At 44.5% G+C, this 23,866-nt stretch carries 19 protein-coding genes and 1 pseudogene; 13 read left to right on the top strand and 7 right to left on the bottom strand.

From position 1 onward, the window contains the following. Window positions 1-79: 79 nt before the first annotated feature. A complete protein-coding gene (locus tag Q0203_RS08490) occupies window positions 80-895 on the bottom strand; it encodes a shikimate 5-dehydrogenase (RefSeq protein ID WP_297931466.1) in 816 nt (271 codons plus the stop codon). Between the two features lie 260 nt (window positions 896-1,155). Beyond that, window positions 1,156-3,522: a carbamoyltransferase HypF gene (locus Q0203_RS08485; protein WP_297931463.1), complete on the bottom strand. Its 2,367-nt coding sequence runs from the start codon at window positions 3,520-3,522 to the stop codon at window positions 1,156-1,158. A gap of 253 nt (window positions 3,523-3,775) precedes the next feature. Here Q0203_RS08485 and queA point away from each other — a divergent pair, with 253 nt between their 5' ends. From queA to Q0203_RS08465, 4 genes are all read left to right on the top strand, one after another. Continuing rightward, on the top strand, window positions 3,776-4,867 hold the full coding sequence (gene queA / locus Q0203_RS08480; RefSeq protein ID WP_297931461.1) for a tRNA preQ1(34) S-adenosylmethionine ribosyltransferase-isomerase QueA: 1,092 nt from the start codon (window positions 3,776-3,778) through the stop codon (window positions 4,865-4,867). Between the two features lie 343 nt (window positions 4,868-5,210). Further along, window positions 5,211-6,362 carry a tRNA guanosine(34) transglycosylase Tgt gene (gene tgt / locus Q0203_RS08475; RefSeq protein WP_297931459.1) on the top strand — a complete coding sequence of 384 codons (1,152 nt, stop codon included), beginning with the start codon at window positions 5,211-5,213 and terminating at the stop codon, window positions 6,360-6,362. An 83-nt stretch (window positions 6,363-6,445) separates the two neighbouring features. Continuing rightward, window positions 6,446-6,964 (top strand): hemerythrin domain-containing protein, encoded by a 519-nt coding sequence (locus Q0203_RS08470; protein WP_297931457.1) that lies wholly within the window; start codon window positions 6,446-6,448, stop codon window positions 6,962-6,964. Between the two features lie 19 nt (window positions 6,965-6,983). Then, the gene (locus Q0203_RS08465) at window positions 6,984-7,205 is read left to right on the top strand and encodes a sulfurtransferase TusA family protein (protein WP_297931454.1); all 222 of its coding nucleotides are present in this window, start codon (window positions 6,984-6,986) and stop codon (window positions 7,203-7,205) included. A gap of 178 nt (window positions 7,206-7,383) precedes the next feature. On the opposite strand, the gene yegQ is transcribed toward Q0203_RS08465, so the two are convergent. After that, entirely contained in the window at window positions 7,384-8,772 is a 1,389-nt protein-coding gene (yegQ, locus tag Q0203_RS08460; protein WP_297931451.1) for a tRNA 5-hydroxyuridine modification protein YegQ, read from the bottom strand. 227 nt (window positions 8,773-8,999) lie between these two features. Between yegQ and lrp the strand changes: the two genes are divergently transcribed. After that, entirely contained in the window at window positions 9,000-9,485 is a 486-nt protein-coding gene (gene lrp, locus Q0203_RS08455) for a leucine-responsive transcriptional regulator Lrp (RefSeq protein WP_033002642.1), read from the top strand. A gap of 11 nt (window positions 9,486-9,496) precedes the next feature. Continuing rightward, a complete protein-coding gene (locus Q0203_RS08450) occupies window positions 9,497-12,259 on the top strand; it encodes a DNA translocase FtsK (RefSeq protein ID WP_297931449.1) in 2,763 nt (920 codons plus the stop codon). A 450-nt stretch (window positions 12,260-12,709) separates the two neighbouring features. Here the strand turns inward: Q0203_RS08450 and Q0203_RS08445 are convergent, their stop codons facing one another. The 3 genes from Q0203_RS08445 to lptF form a co-directional block, all read right to left on the bottom strand. Further along, window positions 12,710-14,506 (bottom strand): TadE/TadG family type IV pilus assembly protein, encoded by a 1,797-nt coding sequence (locus tag Q0203_RS08445; protein WP_297931445.1) that lies wholly within the window; start codon window positions 14,504-14,506, stop codon window positions 12,710-12,712. 177 nt (window positions 14,507-14,683) lie between these two features. Beyond that, the gene (gene lptG, locus Q0203_RS08440) at window positions 14,684-15,751 is read right to left on the bottom strand and encodes an LPS export ABC transporter permease LptG (RefSeq protein WP_297931534.1); all 1,068 of its coding nucleotides are present in this window, start codon (window positions 15,749-15,751) and stop codon (window positions 14,684-14,686) included. A 5-nt stretch (window positions 15,752-15,756) separates the two neighbouring features. Further along, the gene (lptF, locus tag Q0203_RS08435) at window positions 15,757-16,860 is read right to left on the bottom strand and encodes an LPS export ABC transporter permease LptF (RefSeq protein ID WP_290521458.1); all 1,104 of its coding nucleotides are present in this window, start codon (window positions 16,858-16,860) and stop codon (window positions 15,757-15,759) included. A gap of 149 nt (window positions 16,861-17,009) precedes the next feature. Here lptF and Q0203_RS08430 point away from each other — a divergent pair, with 149 nt between their 5' ends. The 7 genes and pseudogenes from Q0203_RS08430 to accC all read left to right on the top strand — a co-directional run bounded on the left by Q0203_RS08430 (window position 17,010) and on the right by accC (window position 23,279). After that, window positions 17,010-18,503, top strand: a complete 1,494-nt coding sequence (locus Q0203_RS08430) for a leucyl aminopeptidase (RefSeq protein ID WP_297931443.1) — start codon at window positions 17,010-17,012, stop codon at window positions 18,501-18,503. Between the two features lie 46 nt (window positions 18,504-18,549). Further along, a complete protein-coding gene (locus tag Q0203_RS08425; RefSeq protein WP_297931440.1) occupies window positions 18,550-19,350 on the top strand; it encodes a class I SAM-dependent methyltransferase in 801 nt (266 codons plus the stop codon). A gap of 62 nt (window positions 19,351-19,412) precedes the next feature. Next, a pseudogene (locus Q0203_RS08420) lies at window positions 19,413-19,703 on the top strand (nucleotidyltransferase domain-containing protein); the annotation flags it as partial. 21 nt (window positions 19,704-19,724) lie between these two features. Further along, window positions 19,725-20,726, top strand: a complete 1,002-nt coding sequence (gene menC, locus Q0203_RS08415; RefSeq protein WP_297931531.1) for an o-succinylbenzoate synthase — start codon at window positions 19,725-19,727, stop codon at window positions 20,724-20,726. Window positions 20,727-20,831: 105 nt separating this feature from the next. Further along, a complete protein-coding gene (gene aroQ / locus Q0203_RS08410; protein ID WP_297931437.1) occupies window positions 20,832-21,281 on the top strand; it encodes a type II 3-dehydroquinate dehydratase in 450 nt (149 codons plus the stop codon). Window positions 21,282-21,429: 148 nt separating this feature from the next. Further along, on the top strand, window positions 21,430-21,891 hold the full coding sequence (gene accB, locus Q0203_RS08405; RefSeq protein ID WP_297931434.1) for an acetyl-CoA carboxylase biotin carboxyl carrier protein: 462 nt from the start codon (window positions 21,430-21,432) through the stop codon (window positions 21,889-21,891). Between the two features lie 41 nt (window positions 21,892-21,932). Then, entirely contained in the window at window positions 21,933-23,279 is a 1,347-nt protein-coding gene (gene accC, locus Q0203_RS08400; RefSeq protein WP_297931431.1) for an acetyl-CoA carboxylase biotin carboxylase subunit, read from the top strand. Between the two features lie 151 nt (window positions 23,280-23,430). On the opposite strand, the gene Q0203_RS08395 is transcribed toward accC, so the two are convergent. Then, window positions 23,431-23,721, bottom strand: a complete 291-nt coding sequence (locus Q0203_RS08395; protein ID WP_297931428.1) for a YfcZ/YiiS family protein — start codon at window positions 23,719-23,721, stop codon at window positions 23,431-23,433. Window positions 23,722-23,866: the final 145 nt, after the last annotated feature.

The following is a 23,866-nucleotide window of genomic DNA, read 5'->3' as shown; positions in this document are numbered from 1 at the left end:
CTTGTTTTCAGCACGCGTCAGGAGACGCGCGCTATCGATAAAGTCTAAATGATAAAACACGTTCAAAACCCACCGCACTTTAGGCATTTTTTCTTGCATAATCTGCCGCTTCGGCAATAAGTGCTTCGCTTGGTCTTTTGCCGGTATAGAGTTCGAATTGTTCAACGGCTTGTAACACAATCACTTCCGCGCCGGAGATGGTTTGTTTACTTAAGAATTGGGCGGTTTTGATTAATGGCGTGTCGGCAGGTTGGGCAACCACATCAAATGCGGTTTTCGCTTGACGGATCATGGCTTCAGGGAACGAAAGATCGAAAGCTTCTTTTCCGCCTTTCATGCCGATTGGCGTGACGTTAACGAGAATCTCGGCAGTTTGGTTGTCGAGGGATGAAAGGTAATCGTAGCCATAAAGTGCGGCTAAATAGCTGCCTGTTTTTTCGTTACGGGCGAAGACGTTGAGTTTTTCAAAGCCTGAATGCTTAAACGCCGCCACGACCGCTTTTGCCATGCCACCGCTACCATGCACGATCACGCGGTCGTTCTTATTTAATTGGTATTTCTCGATAAGCTTAACAATGGCAATGTAGTCGGTGTTGTAGGCGCGTAAAACACCGTTGTCATTGACGATTGTATTCACCGATTCAATGGCTTGTGCGGAGGGTGAGATCTCGTCTAAAAACGGCATGCAACTTTCTTTGAACGGCATAGACACCGCACTTCCACGAATACCTAAGGCACGAATGCCTTTTACGGCGTGTTCGATGTCATCGGTGGTGAAGGCTTTGTAAATGAAATTCAAACCAAGTTTTTGATAAAGATAATTGTGAAATGTGGTGCCGAAGTTGCCGGGACGACCGGACAGAGACATACAGAGTTGGGTATCTTTGTTAAGCATAAGAAGTATTCCTTTTATAGATAAAGAAATGATGTCACGAGTATAGCAGATGCCTGCTAAAACGTTTGGAAAACCGACCGCACTTTTACGAATTATGCACAAATAAGACGATTAGGCCCCATCTGAGCCGCCTGAGCGATTTGCAATTTTTAGGAAATTTTCGCTTGTTCGAGCGTAGCGAGTTCGAAAATTATCCCCTATAGATGGCGCGCGTCTCCTGACGCGTGCCCTTTACTGGCTTACTTCGCGATACGTGTCAGTTATGCGGTTTCTATCTCATTGAATTGACTTGCGATGACCGCTTGCCCCAAACTCAATCCGCCATCTCCCATCGGAAACTGATGCGCACTCAATACCTTAAATTCAACTAACTGTTCTTTTATCAATCGACGCAATAATTGGTTATGCCATACGCCACCGGAAAGCACGATGGTTTTGCACGGGTGGCGTTCCGCCTGTTGGCTAGCCAAATGGGCGAAGCCTTCTGCTAACGCATAGTGAAAAATAAAGGCTTTGTCGGCGTTGGAAGAATCGAGCGCAATCCAGGCTTGCCAGAAATGGGCAAGATCCAATTTATTTTCAGTGTTAAGTGGCATTAAGATTGGAATCTCTCTTTTATCAAATGGCAAACTGGCGAGTGCCGATTGCGAGGCGAGCACTTCTAATTGGCAAGCGGCTTCGCCTTCCCAACTCAGTTGTGGTTGCGTGATGCCTAAGCCAAATGCCACCGCGTCAAATAAGCGACCTGCAGAGGAAATTCGTGGGCTATTCAGATTACGTTCAATGGCCTTAGCGAGCAGTTGCCAGTCATAGTTGGCGCAGGTTTGAGCGGCGATTTCTTGCCAATTTGGCACGAATCGATGCAAATGCGCTAACCAGTTGCGCCAAGGTTGTTTGGCGGCAAGATCGCCCCCCGGCAACGCCACCGCAGGTAAACCACCTAAATAACGACAGTGTTTTTCATCGACCAACAAACATTCTCCACCCCAAAGTTGCCCGTTTTCCCCCATGCCGATACCGTCCAACGCAAGCCCAATAACCTGCTCATGGCAATGATGTTCTGCCATCACACTGACAATGTGGGCGTGGTGGTGGAGCACTTCCACATAAGGGATTTTATGTTGTGCAGCCAAGCGTTTACCCACTTCATGGGTGAAATAACCTGCGTGAGTGTCAATGGCGATAAGCTCTGGTTTGAATTGGTAGATTTGGCAAAATAGCGCAATATTCGCTTCTAATTGCGACCGCACTTTTTCGTTCGAGGTGTCGCCAATGTGTTGGCTGACGATGGCTTTATTTTGGCGCAATAAACAGAAGGTATTTTTTAAATCAGACCCCAGCGCCAGCACATTGTGGGTGCTGTGGTGATCCAACAGGGTTTCGTCCGGTACATAGCCGCGGGCGCGGCGCAGGGTTTCTACGCCATCGAAAGCAGCGCGCACTAAGGAATCGTCGGCGCGTTGCAAAATGTCGCGGTTGTGGCAGAGAAAATAATCCGCCAAATCACTTAAACATTTATTCATAAGCTCACTCGTTCGCTTATTCACCCCTTCGGGGCCGTTGGCATAGCCAACGTTCAAAAAACGTTGTTTTTTGTCAACCGCACTTGGGTTTTCCAATACCGGCGGTTGTCCGCTAGGGTTGGCAGAGGTCATCACTAATGGGCGATTCACTTCTCTCAATAATAAATGCTGTAACGGGTTGCTTGGTAACATCACGCCGATTTCATTGAGTTGTGGTGCAATCTGTTCCGTTAATGAGGGGACTTTGTGTTTTGCCAATAATACAATGGGCGCCGCGGTGCTGGTGAGTAATCTGATTTCAGCTTCAGTGAGATCCTTTAAAAAAGACACATCCGGCACCATCACCGCCAAGGGTTTACTTGGGCGGTGTTTGCGTTCGCGCAGTAATTGCACGACATGGGTCTGGGTTGCATCACAGGCAAGATGAAAACCGCCAATGCCTTTTACTGCAACTATCTTGCCTTGTTGTAAGAAAAGTGCGGTGGTTTTTATCGGTGTTTTTTCATCAATAATCGCGTCTTGCTGATCGCTTAACCAAACATGAGGGCCACACACGGCACAGGCGTTCGGCTGCGCATGAAAACGACGGTCGGCAGGATTTTTATATTCTTCTGCGCAATCGGGGCAGAGAGGAAAATCAGCCATCGAGGTGTTTTTACGATCGTAAGGAATGGCTTTAATGATGGTAAAGCGCGGACCGCAGTGGGTGCAGTTCGTAAAAGGGTAGTGATAGCGCCGATTGGTCGGGTCAAATAAATCCTTCAAACAGGCGGGGCAAGTGGCGGCATCAGGCACGATTTGGGTATCCATGGCGTTGTTTTCGCTTTCACGGATTTCAAAGCCTTCAAAGTGCGGTGGATTTTCCCACTGTTTTTCATACTGTTGAATATCGGTAATCAGCGCAAGTGGGGGCAGCTTCATTTGCAAATCATGCAAGAATTGTTGTAGTTGTTGCTCTGTTGGTTCAAGCAGGCGGATGAGTACGCCTTGCCCGTCGTTGTTGACATCACCGCGTAGCCCGTATTGATTCGCCAATAACCAGACGAAGGGACGAAATCCCACGCCTTGTACCTTGCCTTTTATACGTAATTCAATGCCCTGCATATGTTTCCTGTTACTGTCACATCATCGCCACATGATGAAATGTGGCTATTTAAAGTGGCGCTATTTTAGCGTGCTTATTGCTTTATGATGAGGGGCATTTCTAAAAAATGTAAAAACGATGATCTTCATCAAGAATCTTATGTCGTGATGCGATGATAGTGAGGGTCTAGGCAGGTTTGCGCCAGTTTCCCCTTGAGATTCTCCCCGATTCGCACTAGACTACCGCCCTCTTTTTCAAACCAGATTTTCCATTATGCGTGTTGCTGATTTTTATTTTGATTTACCTGATGAGTTGATTGCCCGTTACCCTAAAACAGAGCGAACTGCCAGCCGTTTATTGCAGTTAAATGGCGAAAACGGGGACATTTTCCACCGCACTTTTGCCGATGTGTTGGAATTGATTCATCCGGGCGATTTGATGATCTTCAATAATACCCGTGTTATTCCTGCGCGGATGTTCGGGCGCAAAATCAGTGGCGGAAAAATAGAAGTGTTGGTGGAGCGCGTATTAAGCGAATCCCGTTTTCTTGCCCATGTTCGCGCTTCTAAAGCGCCGAAAGAAGGCACGGAGCTGATTTTAGGGGAAGATAAATTAGGCAAAGGCAACGGTGTAAAAGCCTTGATGGTTGGTCGCCAAGGCAGTTTATTTGAAATTGAAATCGCCGAAAAACAGACCGCACTTTTTGATGTTTTACAACAAATCGGGCATATGCCTTTGCCGCCTTATATTGATCGTCCTGACGAAGACGCGGATCAAGAGCGTTATCAAACCGTTTATAACAAAGTGCCGGGGGCGGTTGCCGCACCGACAGCTGGTTTGCATTTTGATGATGAACTTCTAGCCAAACTCAAAGAGAAAGGCGTCAATTTCGCTTTTGTCACCTTGCATGTGGGCGCGGGAACCTTCCAACCGGTGCGTGTCGAAAATATTGAAGATCATGTCATGCATGCTGAATATGTGGAAGTGCCACAAGAGGTTTGCGATGCCATTTTCGCCACCAAGAAAGCCGGCAAACGCGTGATTGCCGTGGGAACGACTTCCGTGCGTTCCATTGAAAGTGCAGCATTAGCGGCGGAAGAAAAACAACGTGATGTGTTAATTGAGCCGTATTTTTCCGATACCTCTATTTTCATTTATCCGGGCAAAAAATTCCGCGTGGTGGATTGTTTAATTACTAACTTCCATTTGCCGGAAAGCACGTTGATTATGCTGGTTTCTGCATTTGCCGGATTTCGCCATACGATGAATGCGTATAAAAGTGCGGTGGAAAATCGCTATCGTTTTTTCAGTTATGGCGATGCCATGTTTATCAGCAAAAATCCGAATGTGAAGGGAATGGAATAGAAATTGACTTATTTTAAGTCAACGCCTACAATAAAAAACAAGGAATGGCGGGAACCATTCCTTGCGGCATCAACTACTATGAGCCAGTGCTACTTTTCAATAACAGGCAAAGTAGAATAATGATGACCAACTTAATGATAAATGTAGTCATATTTTTATCCTTATGATTACAAACAAGGATCTACTAATCTAGCCCGACAGCGGCAACTGGCGGACTATCATTAGTAGAGTCCGCCTCTGTTCCTAAGAACATTGCAAAAATTATATCATGAAGCCTGTATATTTAAACAGGCTTTTTTATTGACTAAAAACCTTCGAACTGTTTATTCGTTGAGGAAATGAAATGAAATATGAATTAGATAAAACCAGTGGCAACGCCCGTCGTGGGCGCTTGGTATTTGAACGCCCACAAGGCACCTTTACCGTAGAAACCCCCGCGTTTATGCCGGTGGGCACTTATGGCACGGTAAAAGGCATGACACCGGAAGAAGTTCGTGCGACCGGCGCAGAAATTCTCCTTGGTAATACCTTCCATTTATGGCTTCGCCCTGGGCAAGAAGTGATGCGTAAACACGGCGATTTGCACGATTTTATGCAATGGCATCGTCCGATCCTCACCGATTCCGGTGGCTTCCAAGTGTTCAGCTTGGGCAAATTGCGCAAAATTACTGAAGAAGGCGTGAAATTCCAAAATCCAATTAACGGCGAACGCATTTTCTTATCACCGGAAAAATCCATGGAAATCCAATATGATTTGGGCTCTGACATTGTGATGATTTTCGATGAATGCACACCCTACCCTGCAACGTTTGACTACGCCAAAAAATCCATGGAAATGTCTTTACGTTGGGCACAACGTAGCCGTAACCGTTTTGATGAATTGGGCAATAAAAACGCCCTATTCGGCATTATTCAAGGCGGCACTTTTGAAGAATTACGCAAAGTGTCCCTGGAAGGCTTGGTGAACATTGGCTTCGATGGCTATGCCGTGGGCGGTCTGGCAGTGGGCGAACCGAAAGAAGATATGCACCGCATTTTGGAATACATTTGCCCGCAAATCCCTGCCGACAAACCACGCTATTTAATGGGCGTGGGCAAACCTGAAGACTTAGTGGAAGGCGTACGCCGCGGCATCGATATGTTCGACTGTGTCATGCCAACCCGTAATGCACGTAACGGTCATTTATTCGTCACCGACGGCATCGTGAAAATCCGCAATGCCAAATACAAAGACGACACCAGCCCGTTAGATCCACACTGTGATTGCTATACTTGTAAGCATTACACTAAAGCCTATTTGTATCATTTGGATAAATGCGGCGAAATCCTCGGGGCGCGCCTAAACACCATCCACAACTTGCGTTATTACCAACGTTTAATGGCGGAAATCCGCCAAGCCATTGAAGAAGATCGCTTCGATGATTTTGTGATGGAATTTTATGCGAGAATCGGCAAGCCTGTTCCACCGTTACAACTTGCAGAAACAGAAAAATAATCAGTTAAAAATCATCCGTAAAAAGTGCGGTGAAAAATTGACGTGTTTTTTCCACCGCACTTTTATCTCTCACAGGAGGCCCTATGCAAATCCTTGAACCTCAAAAATTCGCCAGTTGGAATGAACCCATTGAAATGTTGTATGCCTGCCATAGCAAAGTGAAACGCTTTTGTCGGCAATTAACGATTTTGCCTGATTATTTGGCAAAAAACGGTTGTAATCAGGCGGTGAAAAATGACGTTCAGCAAATTCTCAATTATTTCAATCAGTCAGCCCCTCTGCACCATGATGATGAGGAAAAAGATTTTTTCCCACTTTTGGTGAAATATGTGCCGGAAGCGCAAAAAGACATTGATGAATTAGAAAGACAGCACGTCACGCTACATGGCAGCTGGACGAAATTATCTGAACAGTTGCAAGCCTTGTTGGCGGGCGAGCGAGAGAATGTCGATGTGGCATTGATCAATCATTTTGTGTCAGGTTACGACAAACATATCGCCTTGGAAGAACCGTTATTTGAGCTGGGCAAACAACATTTGTCGGAATCGGAATTACGCGAAATCGGCGACATTATGAGTGCTCGCCGTCGCGTACAATCCTAAGCCATCGTTGATTTAAACCATGGAATATCAACTTGATACGCGTGAATATCGTTGTCCTCTGCCGTTATTAATGACGAAAAATGCCGTCAAAACATTAGCCCCAAATGATGTCTTGACGGTGTGGCTTGCTGCGGAAAGTGATATAGAAGATTTTCGTTTATTTTGCGAAGCACAGCAGTTGTTTATTGATGTTGTAGATCAGGCGCAACGCATATTGAAAATTAAGAAGAAATGTGAATAACTGATTAAAAGGCCGCGAAAATGCGGCCATTTTTTTACTTAATTTTAAACAAGGGAAAGAAAAAAGCCCTTTCAAAGGGGGGAAGTAAGGGCTTCTTAATAAGTTTGGAGTCATTTTGTTAGGACGCGCTTATACTACAACATGAAATTAACAAGATCAACAAATAATTAACAAAATATTAACTTTTCTTTTCGTGCGGGTTGCGCGTGTTGGTATCAACCAAATTTCGCATGAGCAACGCATAGTCTAAATGAATGTCTTGCGGCACGTCTAAGAAGACAAAATGCCCATCGCCCAAAGCGGCATCGACTTTCGCATTTTTGCGGTTGAGCATTTTGTTGATTTTAAACACGATGTTGCCTTGCGGTGTCATCATTTCCACTTCATCACCAAGCAAGAATTTGTTCTTCACTGCCACTTCCGCCATGCCCTGCTCATTACGTTTGCCGGTGAATTCGCCGACAAATTGTTGGCGATCGGAAATGGAGTAGCCGTAGTCGTAATTTTGGTATTCATCATGGGTGTGGCGACGTAGGAAACCTTCGGTATAACCACGGTGGGCAAGGGATTCTAAGGTGTCCATCAAGCTTTCATCAAACGGTTTGCCGGCAGCCGCATCATCAATGGCTTTGCGATACACTTGGGCGGTACGGGCGCAGTAATAGAAGGATTTAGTACGTCCTTCGATTTTTAAGGAATGCACGCCAAGTGCGGTGAGTTTTTCCACATGTTGCACTGCGCGTAAATCTTTCGAGTTCATGAAGTAAGTGCCGTGTTCGTCTTCAAAGGCGGTCATTTGCTCATTAGGATTTTGCGCTTCAGTGTAGAGGAAGACTTTATCGGTCACGGCGCCTTCGCCCAAGGTTGGGGCAACATTTTTCACCTCAATCTGTTGGCTCGGGTCGAATTTCGGCACGATATTGCCCACATCATCCACTTTGCCTTCTTCCATTTTATATTCCCAGCGACAGGCGTTCGTGCAGGTGCCTTGGTTTGGGTCGCGTTTGTTGATATAGCCGGAAAGGAGGCAGCGGCCGGAATACGCCATGCAAAGTGCGCCATGTACGAAAATTTCCAGTTCAATATCCGGCACTTGTTGGCGGATTTCGGCGATTTCATCAAGGGAAAGCTCACGCGATAAAATCACGCGGGTCAACCCCATTTGTTTCCAGAATTTCACAGTTGCCCAGTTCACCGCATTGGCTTGCACGGAAAGGTGAATATCAATGTTAGGGAAGTGTTCGCGTACCAGCATAATCAAACCAGGATCGGACATGATCAGCGCATCCGGCCCCATGTTGATAACCGGTTGTAAATCCTTAATAAAAGTTTTGAGCTTGGAATTGTGCGGCGCAATGTTCACCACGACATAGAACTTTTTGCCGAGCGCATGGGCTTCATCGATGCCGATTTTTAAATTAGCGTGATTAAATTCATTATTGCGTACACGCAAGCTGTAACGCGGTTGTCCGGCATACACGGCGTCTGCGCCATAAGCAAAGGCATAACGCATATTTTTTAAGGAGCCGGCAGGAGAAAGTAATTCAGGTTTAAATGGGGTTGTCATAAACGTCTCTTCTTATCTGATTTCAAGTCAGGAATTTGCACAAGGCAAATCGTAAAAACGGGTATTGTAGGCAGATTTTGAGGTTTGTAAAGCATAAGTGCGGTGGCAAAATTTACCGTTTATACGCAACAAACCCATGTTTTTTAAATGACGCGATTTTCTTACTGAAATTTCCTGCCGGCTACGCTAAAATCATCCTCTTTCTCGTTAATCGCAATCAGTCAGCCATGGAAAAAAAACTCACAAAAGCATTTGATGCCATCGATATCAAAATCCTAAATGAATTACAGCGCAATGGAAAAATCTCTAATATTGATTTGTCCAAAAAGGTTGGATTATCACCAACACCTTGCTTAGAGCGTGTAAAACGTTTAGAAAAACAAGGTGTTATTATGGGTTACCGTGCGCTGCTGAATCCGGAACTATTGGATTCGCCTTTATTGGTGATCGTTGAAATTACCTTAGTTCGAGGCAAGCCGGATGTGTTTGAAGAGTTTAATTTAGCTGTTCAACAACTGGAAGAAATTCAAGAATGCCACTTAGTTTCCGGAGATTTTGATTATTTGTTAAAAACGCGCGTGGCAGATATGGCGGCTTACCGCAAATTGCTGGGAACAACGTTGCTGCGCTTACCGGGCGTGAACGATACCCGTACTTATGTGGTCATGGAAGAAGTCAAACAGACGAATTTTTTACAATTAAAACAAAAGTAAAACCCTCACTTATGATAAAAAAACACACATTAGCGCATTTTTCTTTGAAAACCTACTTAGGCAATTTACTGCTCGGATTGACCGCACTTTTCGGGCTTTATTTAATTATTGCTTGGTCAGGCTATACCCCATTAGACAACTCATGGGCAACCTCCAGTTTTTCATCAGAAACCATCAACAAGGCCGGCGCACTGGGTGCATGGTTTGTGGATTTATTTTTCGTTTTTTTCGGTTATATCGGCAATCTTATTCCGTTTAGCTTATGTTTTATTCCCCTGTATTTACTTCGCACCCAACGCCTCAATCACCTAACCGGAACGAAAGTCGCATTGCGCTCTTTCGGTTTTATTTTACTCTTATGTGGCTTAACAGTGATTTGCACGTTATCGCTCAGCAATACCGCCAGTTACCTTGCCGGTGGCGTGTTGGGCGGAAGCTTAACGTTAAACTTATATCCGAGTTTGGGTAAATTCGGCTTGCTTTGCCTTGCGGTGGTATTTGCCGTGATAGGGTTTATCTTCTGTTCAGGCGCCTCTTTTATTCGCCTGATCGTGCGTTTTTATCAGTGGCTTACCATGCAAAATTCACCGGAAACGCCCCCGACTATGCACGAACACGTGATGCCACAAACCGAGGTTACAGCGGAAATGCCGGCTGCAGCGTCTTCTTCAGAAATCCCGCAGGTGCCGCTCGCCAAAGAAAATCAAACAACGGCACCGATTACTATTCATGGATTACAAACGGTTGCCCAATCTGCGGATAACAACACGACGCCACTAACAACAGCGCCGCCACAAACAGAAGCAAAAACCTTTACTATCACAGATTTTGAGCCAACCGAACCGTTGCCTCATGTGAGTATTGCGCAACAACAAAACAACATGCAGCCTCAGGCAACACCGGTTTCTACGTGCTCAATGACTGAGATAAACCGCCAACCAGAGACACAAAGTGCGGTCGATTTTACATCAGATTTTTACACGCCTAATTTTAGCGAAGATGATGTGATTCCGTCAGTTTCGTTAGTTTATCCTAGAGAAGAGTCACCTTCACATGGAGAACAGGCACCTGAAAATCCATTAGCTCACCAACTTATTGCGCAGGAACAACAACGCTCACAAGAAATGGAACAGCGTACACAAACTATGAGTACGCAAGAGGCCTCTCCGCAAATGGTGCAAGAACCTGAATTACCGACCACGACGCCGGAAAGCGTAGCCTATAAACCTTATGGCAATTCATTGGTGCATCCTGCCTTTCAACAACACAGTAGTCGTTTGGAAAAACCCTCTACCCCATTGCCTAGCTTGGATTTATTAGAGCATCATCATTCACAAGCACAAAATATAACCCAAGAAGAAATTGTGGAAACTTCACAACGCATTGAGCAGCAATTACGTAATTTTAACGTCAAAGCTAAAGTGAAGGATGTCTTAATCGGCCCGGTGGTAACACGGTATGAACTGGAGTTAGATCCCGGTGTGAAAGCCTCCAAAGTCACCGGTTTGGATACGGATTTGGCGCGCGCATTGATGTTTCGTTCCATTCGTGTGGCGGAAGTGATTCCCGGTAAACCTTATATCGGCATTGAAACGCCAAACGATCACCGCCAAATGGTGCCGCTGCGGGATGTTTTAGACAGCGATGAATTCCGCCATTCCAAAGCCTTGCTTTCGATGGCGTTAGGGAAAGACATTAGCGGCAAACCGGTCGTTGTGGATTTAGCCAAAATGCCACACTTGTTGGTCGCAGGGACTACCGGTTCCGGGAAATCCGTTGGGGTTAATACCATGATTTTGAGTTTGTTGTACCGTGTAAAACCGGAAGAAGTGAAATTCATCATGATCGACCCAAAAGTGGTGGAGCTTTCTATTTACAACGACATTCCACACCTATTGACCCCGGTAGTCACGGACATGAAAAAAGCCGCGAATGCTTTACGCTGGTGCGTAGATGAAATGGAACGCCGTTATCAATTATTGTCGGCTTTGCGCGTGCGCAATATTGAAGGATTCAATGAAAAAATCGATGAATATAATGCCTTAAATATGCCGATCCCGAATCCGTTATGGCGTCCGGGGGATTCCATGGATTCACTCGCACCGCCGTTAGAAAAACTCAGTTACATCGTGGTAATTGTGGATGAATTTGCTGATTTAATGATGGTTGCCGGTAAGCAAGTGGAAGAGCTTATCGCCCGGTTAGCCCAAAAGGCGCGTGCCATCGGTATTCACCTGATTCTAGCCACTCAACGTCCATCTGTTGATGTGATTACCGGCTTAATCAAAGCTAACGTGCCAAGCCGTATTGCATTTACCGTGGCAACGAAAATCGACTCTCGCACGATTTTAGATGCGGTTGGTGCTGAATCCTTGTTAGGCAAAGGCGATATGCTCTATTCTCCGCAAGGTTCTACTGAATTAATCCGAATTCACGGTGCCTTCATGAGTGATGATGAGGTCGTGCGTGTCGTGGACGATTGGAAAGCGCGCGGCAAACCCAATTACATTGATGGTATTTTAGATGGTAACGATGAAAATGAAAGCGACAGTGAGCGTAATCTCGATCGTTCCGATGAAATTGATGAGCTCTTTGACGAAGTGGTAGATTTTGTTGTCAGCACCGGTACGACCTCAATTTCCGCTATTCAGCGCCGTTTCCGTGTAGGTTTCAACCGTGCCGCCAATATTATGGAGCAGCTGGAAGAACAAGGCATCGTTTCCGCCGCTCAAAATGGAAAACGTGAGGTTTTAGCACGTAGCTCGGAATACTAACGACACTTACATATTAAACCGCACTTTATTTTATCTCCCTTGTAGCGTGCAACTTGTTGCACGAAATGATGAATCGTTGATGTGAAGAATGACGTTCGGAGTTACATTGGGTCAATCCGCGAATGGCACGGTATTCGATAAATCCGTGGGCAACATCGTGTGCGGTGGGGAATTCATCGTGCATCAAGATGCACGCTACCATGTCTTCATATATTACTCCCCCCCCAAAAAAAGTGCGGTGGATTTCAACAACGTTTAAAACGTCAGAAAAATCCACCGCACTTTATTTCATGCATCCCCGTAGCGTGCAACTTGTTGCACGAAATTAAAAATCCTCGACATAAGGGAAATGGCATTCGGTGTGAAATCGGTCGTGCATCAAGATGCACGCTACAAAAAATGCCGATCGGTGTTCACTGATCGGCATTGTATTTGGAGGGTATTATCGCATTATTTGCGTTTTATTTTTTGTGAAGAGGATGTTCCCAACTCTTCTTGAAGACCTAAAATTTCATTAAAGGCATCAAGTAATTGTTGTTTGCTTTTAACAACGTAGTAGTAATCATCAACACATTTTTTCCATGCATTATAGTTCTGCATATTATTATTTGTTGTAGCATTTGCAGTTCCTTTTCTTGGGTCATAAGAAATGGCAATAAAACCGATTCTTGTATCTTCCTTACTATATTTTGGATTTTGTAAAGAATTTAATTTATCCTTAATTTTTTGACACATTCCATTATTTTGGAATTCCACAAAAGATCCCCAATATGGAAAGTTATCTATCCCATCAGAAACAACTACCATTACCCTTCTAGCATTTTTTCCTATTTTATCTAATTTTGCTTGATAAGCAGTATCTTTAGCAGACATGATATTAGTTGCTGTTATCATACCTGATGAAGCATTTGTTTGATGGTTAGGTTCAATGGAGCTAAATGTTTTTACGAGGTCTTTTTGTTCCTTACCATTACTAAACCAAGCCTGACTTGTTGGTTGACCATTATTCTCAGGGCAGGTTTCATTAATCTTATGTACAGGCACATCAAGGATAATGGAATATTTTTGCGGAGAACCATCAAAATGATCAATTTGTTCCACTGTTTTTTTGATATTTATGTACTCTTTAATCAATTTCTCAGAGTTTATATCATCTTCTTCAACAATGGCCATTTTTATTGCCTCTTCTCTTGAATCTGTAGCTTCACATTCCAAAGTCGTATAATTCTTATCCGTTGGCTTCCCTGAACCTTTTCCTGGTAGTTGGCAATTGCTGAAATAATCCACTTTCTTACCATGTTTTTTAGCGACTCGCTTTGTCAATTCATCTGCAGTTTCGTTAAATCCATTGCCTAACTGAATATTATATTTAATTGACTCAGTGTCTTTTCCTGCAATAGGGAAAATAGGCAATGTACAATTTTTCTTATCATTCCATTGTCGAACTGCTGTATTAAAGGTCACAAATCCCACTCGATTATGTCCATCTACCGTACCTTGGGGTAATAAAATCTGTGTTACTTCATCAACAACTTCTCTTAACACCTCAATCTTGCTCTGTACTCCCGAAGGTAATGGCTTATTGTTGTTATTTAAATCTTGGTTCATTGAGCCCGAAAAGTCAGCAACCAACATCACTTCCATTGGTACACCACCACTTTGCTTCACGGCATAAGACGCGCCTGAATTGACCGGTAGGCGACCATCCGGGCTTTTTACCCATTCATTAATTATATTAAAACCATTTTTACGGCGGACATCTCCTTGCACGGTGCAAGTTACACCGTCTTCACCTTTACCGGACTGACTGAGCGGTTCACAAAAGGCGGTAAAATCTTTTGTAATGGTAATTGGTGCGTTTGCGCCTTCACCATAAGAGCGCAAATACAACTTCACCGTGTCTTGTACTAATTCTTGATTACGTTTTGCCACTCTTGTACTAAATTGTTTGTCTGCCGGGAGTGCTTTTTCTTGCGCTGTTAAATTTTGGCGCATGAGATCACTGTGATCCTTTTTGGCACGAAATTCGTTATTCTCCGCTGTCAACAATAAGGCGGCTTGGTCGGTAGCTTGTGATAAACGAGTTTTATCAAGCAAAATACCGGTGGTTTCTACGGTAAATGCCACGAGGATGATCAACGGCAATAACAACAGTGCCGTCATGACACCATATACCCCTTGTTGATCGAGGTAAAATGCTTTTATTTTTTGCGATAAACGTGAAAGAAAGCTTTCGGTTACGCTCATAACATGAACTCCAAAGTTAATTTAAATACTGAATTAGCACACTTATTCATTGAAACTTTTCTCATTAAAGATCAGAATCCATACAGACTTGTACAGATTCTACACTATTTGGAACTCAGAGGGGAAGATTTACACAAATTTTACATTGTTTTTTGCTTTATATTCTATCGGTAGCCATTAGCTCCGTTTACGTGCCAGTAGCCACCATGTAATCGCTAAGAATAACATACTCGGCATCAGCGCACCGATTAACGGAGTGGTGTTGTAAACCAAGCTGAATTTGCCGAACAGTTCATTCACTACATAAAACAAGAAGCCAAAACAAATCCCGATGAGAATGCGTGCACCGGCAGTGACGCTACGCAATGGGCCGAAAATAAAGGACAGCGCTAACATCATCATCACGCCCACAGAAATAGGTTGAAACAACTTGCGCCAATAGGTGAGCTCGAAGTTTTTTGAATCCTGCCCCGTTTCTTTTAAGAAGGTGATGTAATTAGATAATCCCGAAATGGACAACGATGTGGGTCTTAAAGATGCCACGCCCAGTTTGTCTGGGGTTAAATTGGTTTGCCATTCTTCATTTAAGCGGTTGACCGTGTTGACTCCCTCTGGTTGAATGATGGATTCATTGACTTGTTGTAACATCCACTTGCCGTCATTAAATATGGCCTGATTAGCGTGCTTGAGTTTTTCCAAGCGGCGTTGTTCATTAAAGGTGTAAATATAAATATCGTGTAATTCTATGTCATCGGAGATGCTGCGAACATACACGAAATTATTGCCATCTTTCGCCCAAATGCCGTTTTTTACCGATAACATCGACCCGCCGGAAATGGCTTTGGAACGCATATCACGGGCAAATTGTTCGGTTTGCGGAATACCCCATTCGCCAATCATCATGGTCAATAAAACTAACGGAATGGTGGTTTTCATCACCGCAAGACCGATTCGCATACGGGAAAAACCGGAAGACTGCATGACGACCAATTCACTCCGGCTGGCAAGGTTGCCTAAGGCGATTAATGCGCCCAATAAGGCTGCCATGGGGAAAAACGTTTCCACATCTTTTGGCATGGTCAATACGGTGTAAGCAATCGCTTGCCAAATATCGTAAGTGCCTTTACCGACGCTACGAAATTGCTCCACAAATTTAATGATCGCAGACAAGCCTACCAACATGAATAACGTGGCAAAAATCGTGCCTAAAATGCTTTTACCGATATAGCGTTCTAATGTATTCATCATGTTTATCCTTGTTTTGCCGTCTTGCCGAAGGAATAACGAATGCGATACATAAACGCACTATGCCAACTATTCAAGAAAATCGCAAAAGCGAAAAAGGCGATATTCACTAACGGCATGAACAACGAGGCATCTAATTTGCCTGCGCTGCCGGCAGACTTCAGCGAGCTTTGTAATAGGAAGTAAATCAAATATAACAACAACGCCGGCAATACTTTGGCAAAGCGGCCTTGACGTGGATTCACACGGCTTAACGGCACTGCCAGCAATGCCATAATCGGCACCGCGAGAATCAAGGTTAGACGCCAATGAAACTCGGTTTTCATCGCCGGCGTATTGGCATTCCACAATTGCATAATGTCCATTTCACCGGCTTCATCGGCATCCTCTGCCACGGTTTTATGGCCTAAATAAGCTTGATATTCGTCAAAATGCGTAATGCGAAAATCAGGCAAAATTGCGGTACCTTCAAAACGATCACTATTTTGCAAATTTAAGATCTGATCACCGTTTGGCAAGGCTTTTAATTCGCCTTTTTCCGCCACAATCACGGAAGGCTTGCTCTGCCCTTTTGGCTGGGTTTGGAAGACATAAACGTTATTGATTTGGTTATCTTGAATGTTATCAATAAACAACACGAAATCGCTGCTATTTGCCGTCATAAATTGACCGGCAGACAATGCCCCCATATTCGGATTGGCTTTCGCTTCTTCTACAATTTCCGTTTGCTTATGAATCGCCCACGGCGTCAACCATAAGGCATTGTAAGCCGCCACCGCAGCAGTAAACAAAGACAGGATCAAGACGACTTTAATCAAAATGCCTTGACCAATACCGCAAGCGCGCATGACGGTAATTTCACTTTCGGCATAGAGCCGCCCAAGGGTCAACAAAATCGCGATGAATAAACAAAGCGGCAACATTAATTGCGCCATGGTTGGCATCCCTAACCCGAGCAAGGAAAACACCAAATCGGCAGGCACTTGTCCATTCGCGGCAGAACCCAACACGCGCACCAACTGTTGACAGAAAAAAATCAGCAGCAAAATGAACAAAATCGCTATTTGGCTTTTAAAAACTTCTTTCGTTAAATATCTGGTTAAAATCACTTTTTTTGCCTATTTTTTCTTGCTATTTCAGCAAAAGAGATTAAATTCGTTGCATTTGACACGGGCAAATTAAGTGCAAGCCCGAAATAATAAGTGGCGTATAATACCTTAAATTTGACATTGAAAACAGAAAAATAAGCGAGGAAAACATGAACTACAGCGCGCAACAAGTCGCCATAAACACATCTGCCGATTGCCTGATTGTCGGCGTTTTTGAAGAGAAAACCCTATCACCAAGTGCGGCTAAAATTAACGACATTTCACAAAATTACCTCAGCCGATTGGTAGAAAGTGGCGAAGTCAGCGGCAAGTTAGGCGAGACGACATTATTACGCCATCTTCCCAATATTGCCGCCGAACGTGTGTTACTGGTGGGTTGTGGCAAAGCAGGCGAACTACTAAATGAACGTCAATATAAACAGCTTATCCAAAAAACCGTCCAAGCCCTAAAAACTACCCAAGCTAAAAGTGCGGTCAGTTTTTTAACTGAAATTCCACTTAATCAACGGGCGCTTTACTGGAACATCCGCTTTGCTATTGAAACCATCGAACAGGATTTATATCAATTCACTCAATTCAAGAGTCAAAAAATAGCAGAAAAATCCACCGCACTTTCAGGGGTGATTTTTAACGTTGGCGCAGATGAGCTGGCATCCGCCGAACAAGCGATTCAGCATGCCTCTGCAATCACCCTCGGCGTACGCCATGCTAAAGATGTGGCGAACTGCCCACCGAATGTGTGCAACCCAACTTATCTAGCGAACAAAGCCTTGCACTTAGCCGAAACCTCACCACTGATAAAAACCACTATTGTAGGTGAAGCCGAGATGGAAAAACTGGGTATGGGTGCCTATCTTGCAGTATCTCGCGGGGCGCACAACGAAGCAAAATTAGCCATTATGGAATACCGTAATGCCCTGAACCCGAACGCAAAACCGATTGTGTTAGTAGGTAAAGGCCTAACCTTTGATGCCGGCGGTATTTCCCTAAAACCGGCTGCGGATATGGATGAAATGAAATACGACATGTGCGGCGCAGCCTCCGTTTACGGCGTGATGAATGCATTAGCACAGCTACAACTACCGTTAAATGTGATCGGTGTGATGGCAGGCTGTGAAAATCTCCCGGACGGCAACGCTTATCGCCCGGGCGATATTCTCACTACTATGAACGGCTTAACCGTGGAAGTGTTAAATACTGACGCAGAGGGCCGCCTCGTCTTATGCGATACCCTCACTTATGTAGAACGTTTCGATCCTGAACTGGTCATCGACATTGCCACCTTAACAGGTGCTTGCGTCGTCGCATTAGGGCAACACAACAGTGGTTTAGTCTCTACCCATGACGACATTGCAGCCGCGCTTGAACAAGCGGCACAACAAAGTGCCGACAAGGCATGGCGTTTACCGTTAAGCGAAGAATACCAAGAACAGTTAAAATCCAACTTTGCCGATTTAGCCAATATTGGCGGACGTTGGGGCGGTGCGATCACAGCAGGGGCGTTCCTCGCCAATTTCACCAAGAAATACCCATGGGCGCACCTCGACATTGCCGGAACCGCATGGCTACAAGGCGCAAACAAAGGCGCAACCGGCAGACCGGTTTCCTTGCTCGTACAATTCCTGTTAAATCAAGTGAAATAAAAATACGACCCAAAACGACCGCACTTAGAATGCCTGAGGATGACTTATGACAATCGACGACATAGATTTTAATGCGCTTTATAAGCAACATCTTATCGCCTGTAATCATTCTCATTTGCCGCCGAACAAATGGGATAAAAAAGCGCCCAAAATGGCTGAAAATTTGGTGGGTAAGCCAAGTTGCTATAACGCGCAGTTAATGGCGGCAATGCAAATGCAGCCGGATGAAACCCTCTTGGATATCGGCTGCGGTCCGGGTACATTTGCCGTACCTTTGGCGCAACATTGTCGTCAGGTTTACGCATTGGATTACAGCACGGGCATGTTGGCGGCACTGGCTGAGTTCAAACACGCCCTACAACTGGATAATTTACACTTACTCCATAAATCTTGGGCGGATAACTGGGATGATGTGCCGGCGGCAGATGTGGTACTTGCCTCCCGCTCTACCTTGGTCGATGACTTAGATGATATGATCGCGAAGATCTGCGCCAAAGCCAAAAAACGGGTGTATCTCACTTCGGTGACGCAACGCCATTTTTTAGATGAAGGCGTGTTTTCTGCGATTGGGCGTAATGATGTGGGTTTCCCCACCTATATTTACCTGCTCAATCGGCTTTATCAAAAAGGCATTCAAGCGAATCTGAATTTCATTGAAACGGAATCCGGTCGCTTTATGGGCGAAACCTACGAAGACTTACTGGCTTCCGTAGAATTTTCACTTGGTCCGTTGAACGACAAAGAAAAACAAGGCTTATCCGCATTTTATCGTCAAAAACAACAGAACAATGAAGCCATCGAACACGGGCAACGCAAATGGGCGTTAATTTGGTGGGATGTCGCTTAAATGCAGCGAAAATCCCCTGCTTTCATCACGCATTTTATTCATCATAGACGGAGTAACAGACAATGGATTTCGGTTTAACAGAAACAATCATTAAAAATATCGGTTGGCATTTGCGCCATTTCCCCAATGTTGAAACAGCGATTTTGTTTGGCTCGCGCGGGAAAGGGAATTTTCGAGAAGACTCGGACATTGATTTAGCCTTAAAAGGCGATGGCATTACCGATGACATGTTGCACGACATTCAGCAAACCCTATCGCAAACTACCATTCCGTATAAATTCGATTTAGTCATTTATGACAAGATTACCGATCCGGTTTTACTGGAACATATTCAACGGGTTGGCAAAATTTTCTATGAAAAGAAAAATTGCGCCATTCAACATCGTCGTTACCAACTTTTCCGTTATTCCATTCCGGTAGATTCGCAACTGATTTTGCGCAATCGCTTTTTGAAAAAGCGTGAAGGCCTTTTGGTAAAAGTGTGCTGTGGGCAAAATGAAGGTTGGGGTGAAATTGCACCATTGCCGGAGTTTAGTCATGAAACCTTAGACCAAGCCCAAGCCCAAGCCATCGAATGGCTGGAAAAATGGGATCAATCCCGCAGTTGTAATGTGAAATTGGATTTAACGGCGGATTTATATCCTTCCGTGGCGTTCGGGCTCAGTTGTGCCTTGATGGAAATGAAAGGTCGCTTGGACGATGAAGGCAATTATCAAACGGCACCTTTATGTTATGGCGATCCGGATGAGCTTTATGAACCGCTGGATCAAATGCAGGGTGAAAAAGTGGCGAAAGTGAAAGTGGGCATGTATGAAGCCAATCGTGATGGCCTGATTGCCGATATGCTGTTAGAAGCCATTCCGGACTTGCAATTACGGCTAGATGCTAACCGCAGTTGGACGCCGGCTAAAGCGCAAATGTTTGCCAAATATGTGAAACCGGAACACCGTGCGCGCATTCAATTTATTGAAGAACCTTGCAAAACCCGTGAGGAAAGTCGTCAATTTGCGGCAGAGACCGGCATTAGCATTGCCTGGGATGAAAGTGTACGCGAGCCTGATTTTCGTGTGGAAAAAGAACCGCACTTGGCGGCGATTGTGATTAAACCGACGTTGGTGGGCTCTATTGAACGTTGTGCTGAGTTGATTGAACAGGCGCACGCGTTAGGTATGAAAGCGGTTATCAGTTCCAGCATTGAAAGTAGCTTTGGTTTAACCCAACTGGCGCGTATGGCAAAACAATATACGCCAAATGTCACGCCGGGGTTAGACACACTGGATTTAATGGATTATCAAGTCGTCAGAACCTGGCCGGGGTCGGAATTACCTGTCGTTGGCTTGGATTCGGAATTCATCACCGAAGTCATTTTAGATTAAAAGTGCGGTCATTTTTTCGGTTATTTTTTATAGTGCGGTTTTTACAGATTAGACCAGCCGAAAGCGAAAAATCATTATAATGCGCGCAATAAAAAGGAATGTGATATGTCATCAAAATACAACATTTTACTGTTAAATGGCCCGAATTTGAATATGTTGGGTGTGCGTGAACCGGGTCATTACGGGCATTTATCCTTAGCGGAAATTGAACAGCATTTGCAACAACAAGCAGTAAAACAGCAAGTGGCACTGGATTGTTTTCAAGCCAATAGCGAAGAAAAATTGATTGAGAAAATTCACCAAAGCTTTCAAAAAGTGGATTTTATTATCATCAATCCCGCGGCCTATACCCACACCAGTGTAGCCTTGCGTGATGCGTTACTTGCCGTTGGCATTCCTTTCGTTGAAGTGCATTTATCCAATATTCATAAACGAGAACCGTTTCGTCATCATTCCTATTTTAGCGATGTGGCGGAAGGGGTGGTTTGTGGCTGCGGTGCGCAAGGGTATGATTTTGCGTTGCAGTTTGCCGTAAATTATCTTTCAAAAAAGTAAAATTTGACGAAATTTAACGAAAATCACAGAATTTTATCGCCAAAATGATGATTTTGCGGTAATCTCTCGGGCGAAAATTTATCTTAATCCACACCGCGCTTTTTTTCTAAAAAGTGCGGTTTAAATTTAATATGTTTTAGGGAAAACTATGGACATTCGTAAAATTAAAAAACTGATTGAATTAGTAGAAGAATCCGGCATTACGGAACTTGAGGTTTCAGAAGAAGAGGGCTCTGTACGCATTAGTCGTGCTACAGTTGCTGCACCGGCAAATGTTCAATATTCCATTCCAGCAGCGGCACCAACACCGGTTGCGGCACCTGCTGCACCTGCCGCAGCACCAGCAGCACTTGCTGCCGCACCTGAGGAAATTGCCGGTCATAAGATCCGCTCTCCGATGGTCGGCACATTCTATCGTAGCCCAAGCCCAGAAGCGAAAGCCTTTGTTGAAGTCGGTCAAACCGTAAAAGTAGGTGATGCACTTTGCATCGTTGAAGCGATGAAAATGATGAACCGTATTGAAGCGGATAAAGCAGGTGTAGTAAAAGCTATTTTGGTAAATGATGGTGAGCCTGTCGAATTTGATGAGCCGTTGATTATTATCGAATAATTAACATAGCACACCATAATTTAAACAAGAATGGATTTATTATGTTAGAAAAAGTTGTTATCGCAAATCGCGGCGAAATTGCTCTGCGAATTTTGCGCGCCTGTAAAGAATTGGGCATTAAAACCGTTGCGGTACATTCTACGGCAGACCGTGAGTTAAAACACGTTCTGCTTGCAGATGAAACCGTGTGTATCGGCCCTGCTCAATCTGCAAAAAGTTATTTAAATATTCCGGCAATTATTGCTGCCGCTGAAGTGACCGGTGCTGACGCTATTCACCCGGGCTATGGCTTTCTTTCTGAAAATGCGGATTTTGCCGAACAAGTAGAAAGTTCCGGTTTTATCTTCATCGGCCCAACCGCTGACGTGATTCGTTTAATGGGCGATAAAGTGTCCGCCATTAACGCCATGAAAAAAGCCGGTGTACCTTGCGTACCGGGTTCTGATGGCCCATTAACTTCTGACATCGCAAGAAATAAAGAAATTGCGAAACGTATCGGCTACCCGATCATTATCAAAGCCTCGGGCGGCGGCGGCGGTCGTGGTATGCGCGTAGTGCGTAGCGAAGAGGCGTTGGAAGAGTCTATTGCCATGACGAAAGCCGAAGCGAAAGCGGCTTTCAACAACGACATGGTTTACATGGAAAAATATTTGGAAAATCCACGTCACGTGGAAATTCAAGTATTAGCGGACACCCACGGCAATGCGGTTTACTTGGCAGAGCGTGATTGTTCTATGCAACGTCGCCACCAAAAAGTGGTGGAAGAAGCGCCTGCACCGGGTATCACAGAAGAAGTTCGTCGTGATATCGGTTCCCGCTGTGCGAAGGCTTGTGTAGAAATCGGTTATCGCGGTGCAGGTACATTCGAATTCTTATATGAAAACGGTGAGTTCTATTTCATTGAAATGAATACCCGTATTCAAGTGGAACATCCGGTGACGGAAATGATTACCGGTGTGGACTTGGTGAAAGAGCAATTGCGCATTGCTTCCGGCTTGCCGATTTCTTTCAAACAAGAAGACATTAAAGTCAAAGGCCATGCGATAGAATGTCGTATCAACGCGGAAGATCCAAAAACCTTCTTGCCATCACCGGGCAAAGTTGATCATTTGCATTCTCCGGGTGGTTTAGGTGTGCGTTGGGATTCTCACATTTACGCAGGTTATACGGTTCCTCCGCATTATGATTCCATGATTGCGAAATTGATTACTTACGGCGATACCCGTGAAGTGGCGATCCGTCGTATGCAAAATGCGTTATCAGAAACCATCATTGACGGCATTAAAACCAATATTCCGTTGCATGAACTGATTCTTGAAGATAAAAACTTCCAAAAAGGTGGCACCAATATCCACTATTTGGAGAAAAAATTAGGCATGCACGAATAATAGATTCGTGCTCGGTAAGTGCGGTAAAAATTTAACCTATTTTTACCGCCTTTTTATTATGTCGATCTGAAATCACTCGGGATGCGCCAAATCATCTATAAAAAAAGCTTAAGTTCTCACACTTAAGCTTTTTTCTTTTTTACACCCGAAATTAGCGCGTAGAAAGTTGGAAAATCATGGATTCCGCTTGGCAGCAAAATTCAAAGGTGGCTTTCAATTTAACGCCATTTTCCACCGCACTTATTTCGCTGTTAATCTTGCACGGATCGCTTTCTGCCGCTCTCGCTTTTTCAGTTAAATAGGCTAATGCTTCTTTTGCCTGCGCTTCCGTGGCATACACCTGCTCAAAATCGATGGTGCAATCGGAACCATCAATGACGGTGCCGACATCAACACAGCAACACACTTTCGCTTCTTCAGCTTGGCATTTTAACGAACTCATGTTCTCTCCTTTATAAAATCAGTTGATACTTTCAACTAGTTTAGCAATTATTAAAATACAATACAAAATTTGACCGCACTTTGATCTGCCCCCAAAAGTTGGACAGGTTAGTTAACTTAAATATTGAGCTCGGTATTGCACTGGG

This window comes from uncultured Aggregatibacter sp., from assembly GCF_938046485.1.
Classification (GTDB): domain Bacteria; phylum Pseudomonadota; class Gammaproteobacteria; order Enterobacterales; family Pasteurellaceae; genus Aggregatibacter.
Note: the sequence above shows the minus strand (reverse complement) of the source record. Positions and strands in the feature narration are given on the sequence as shown.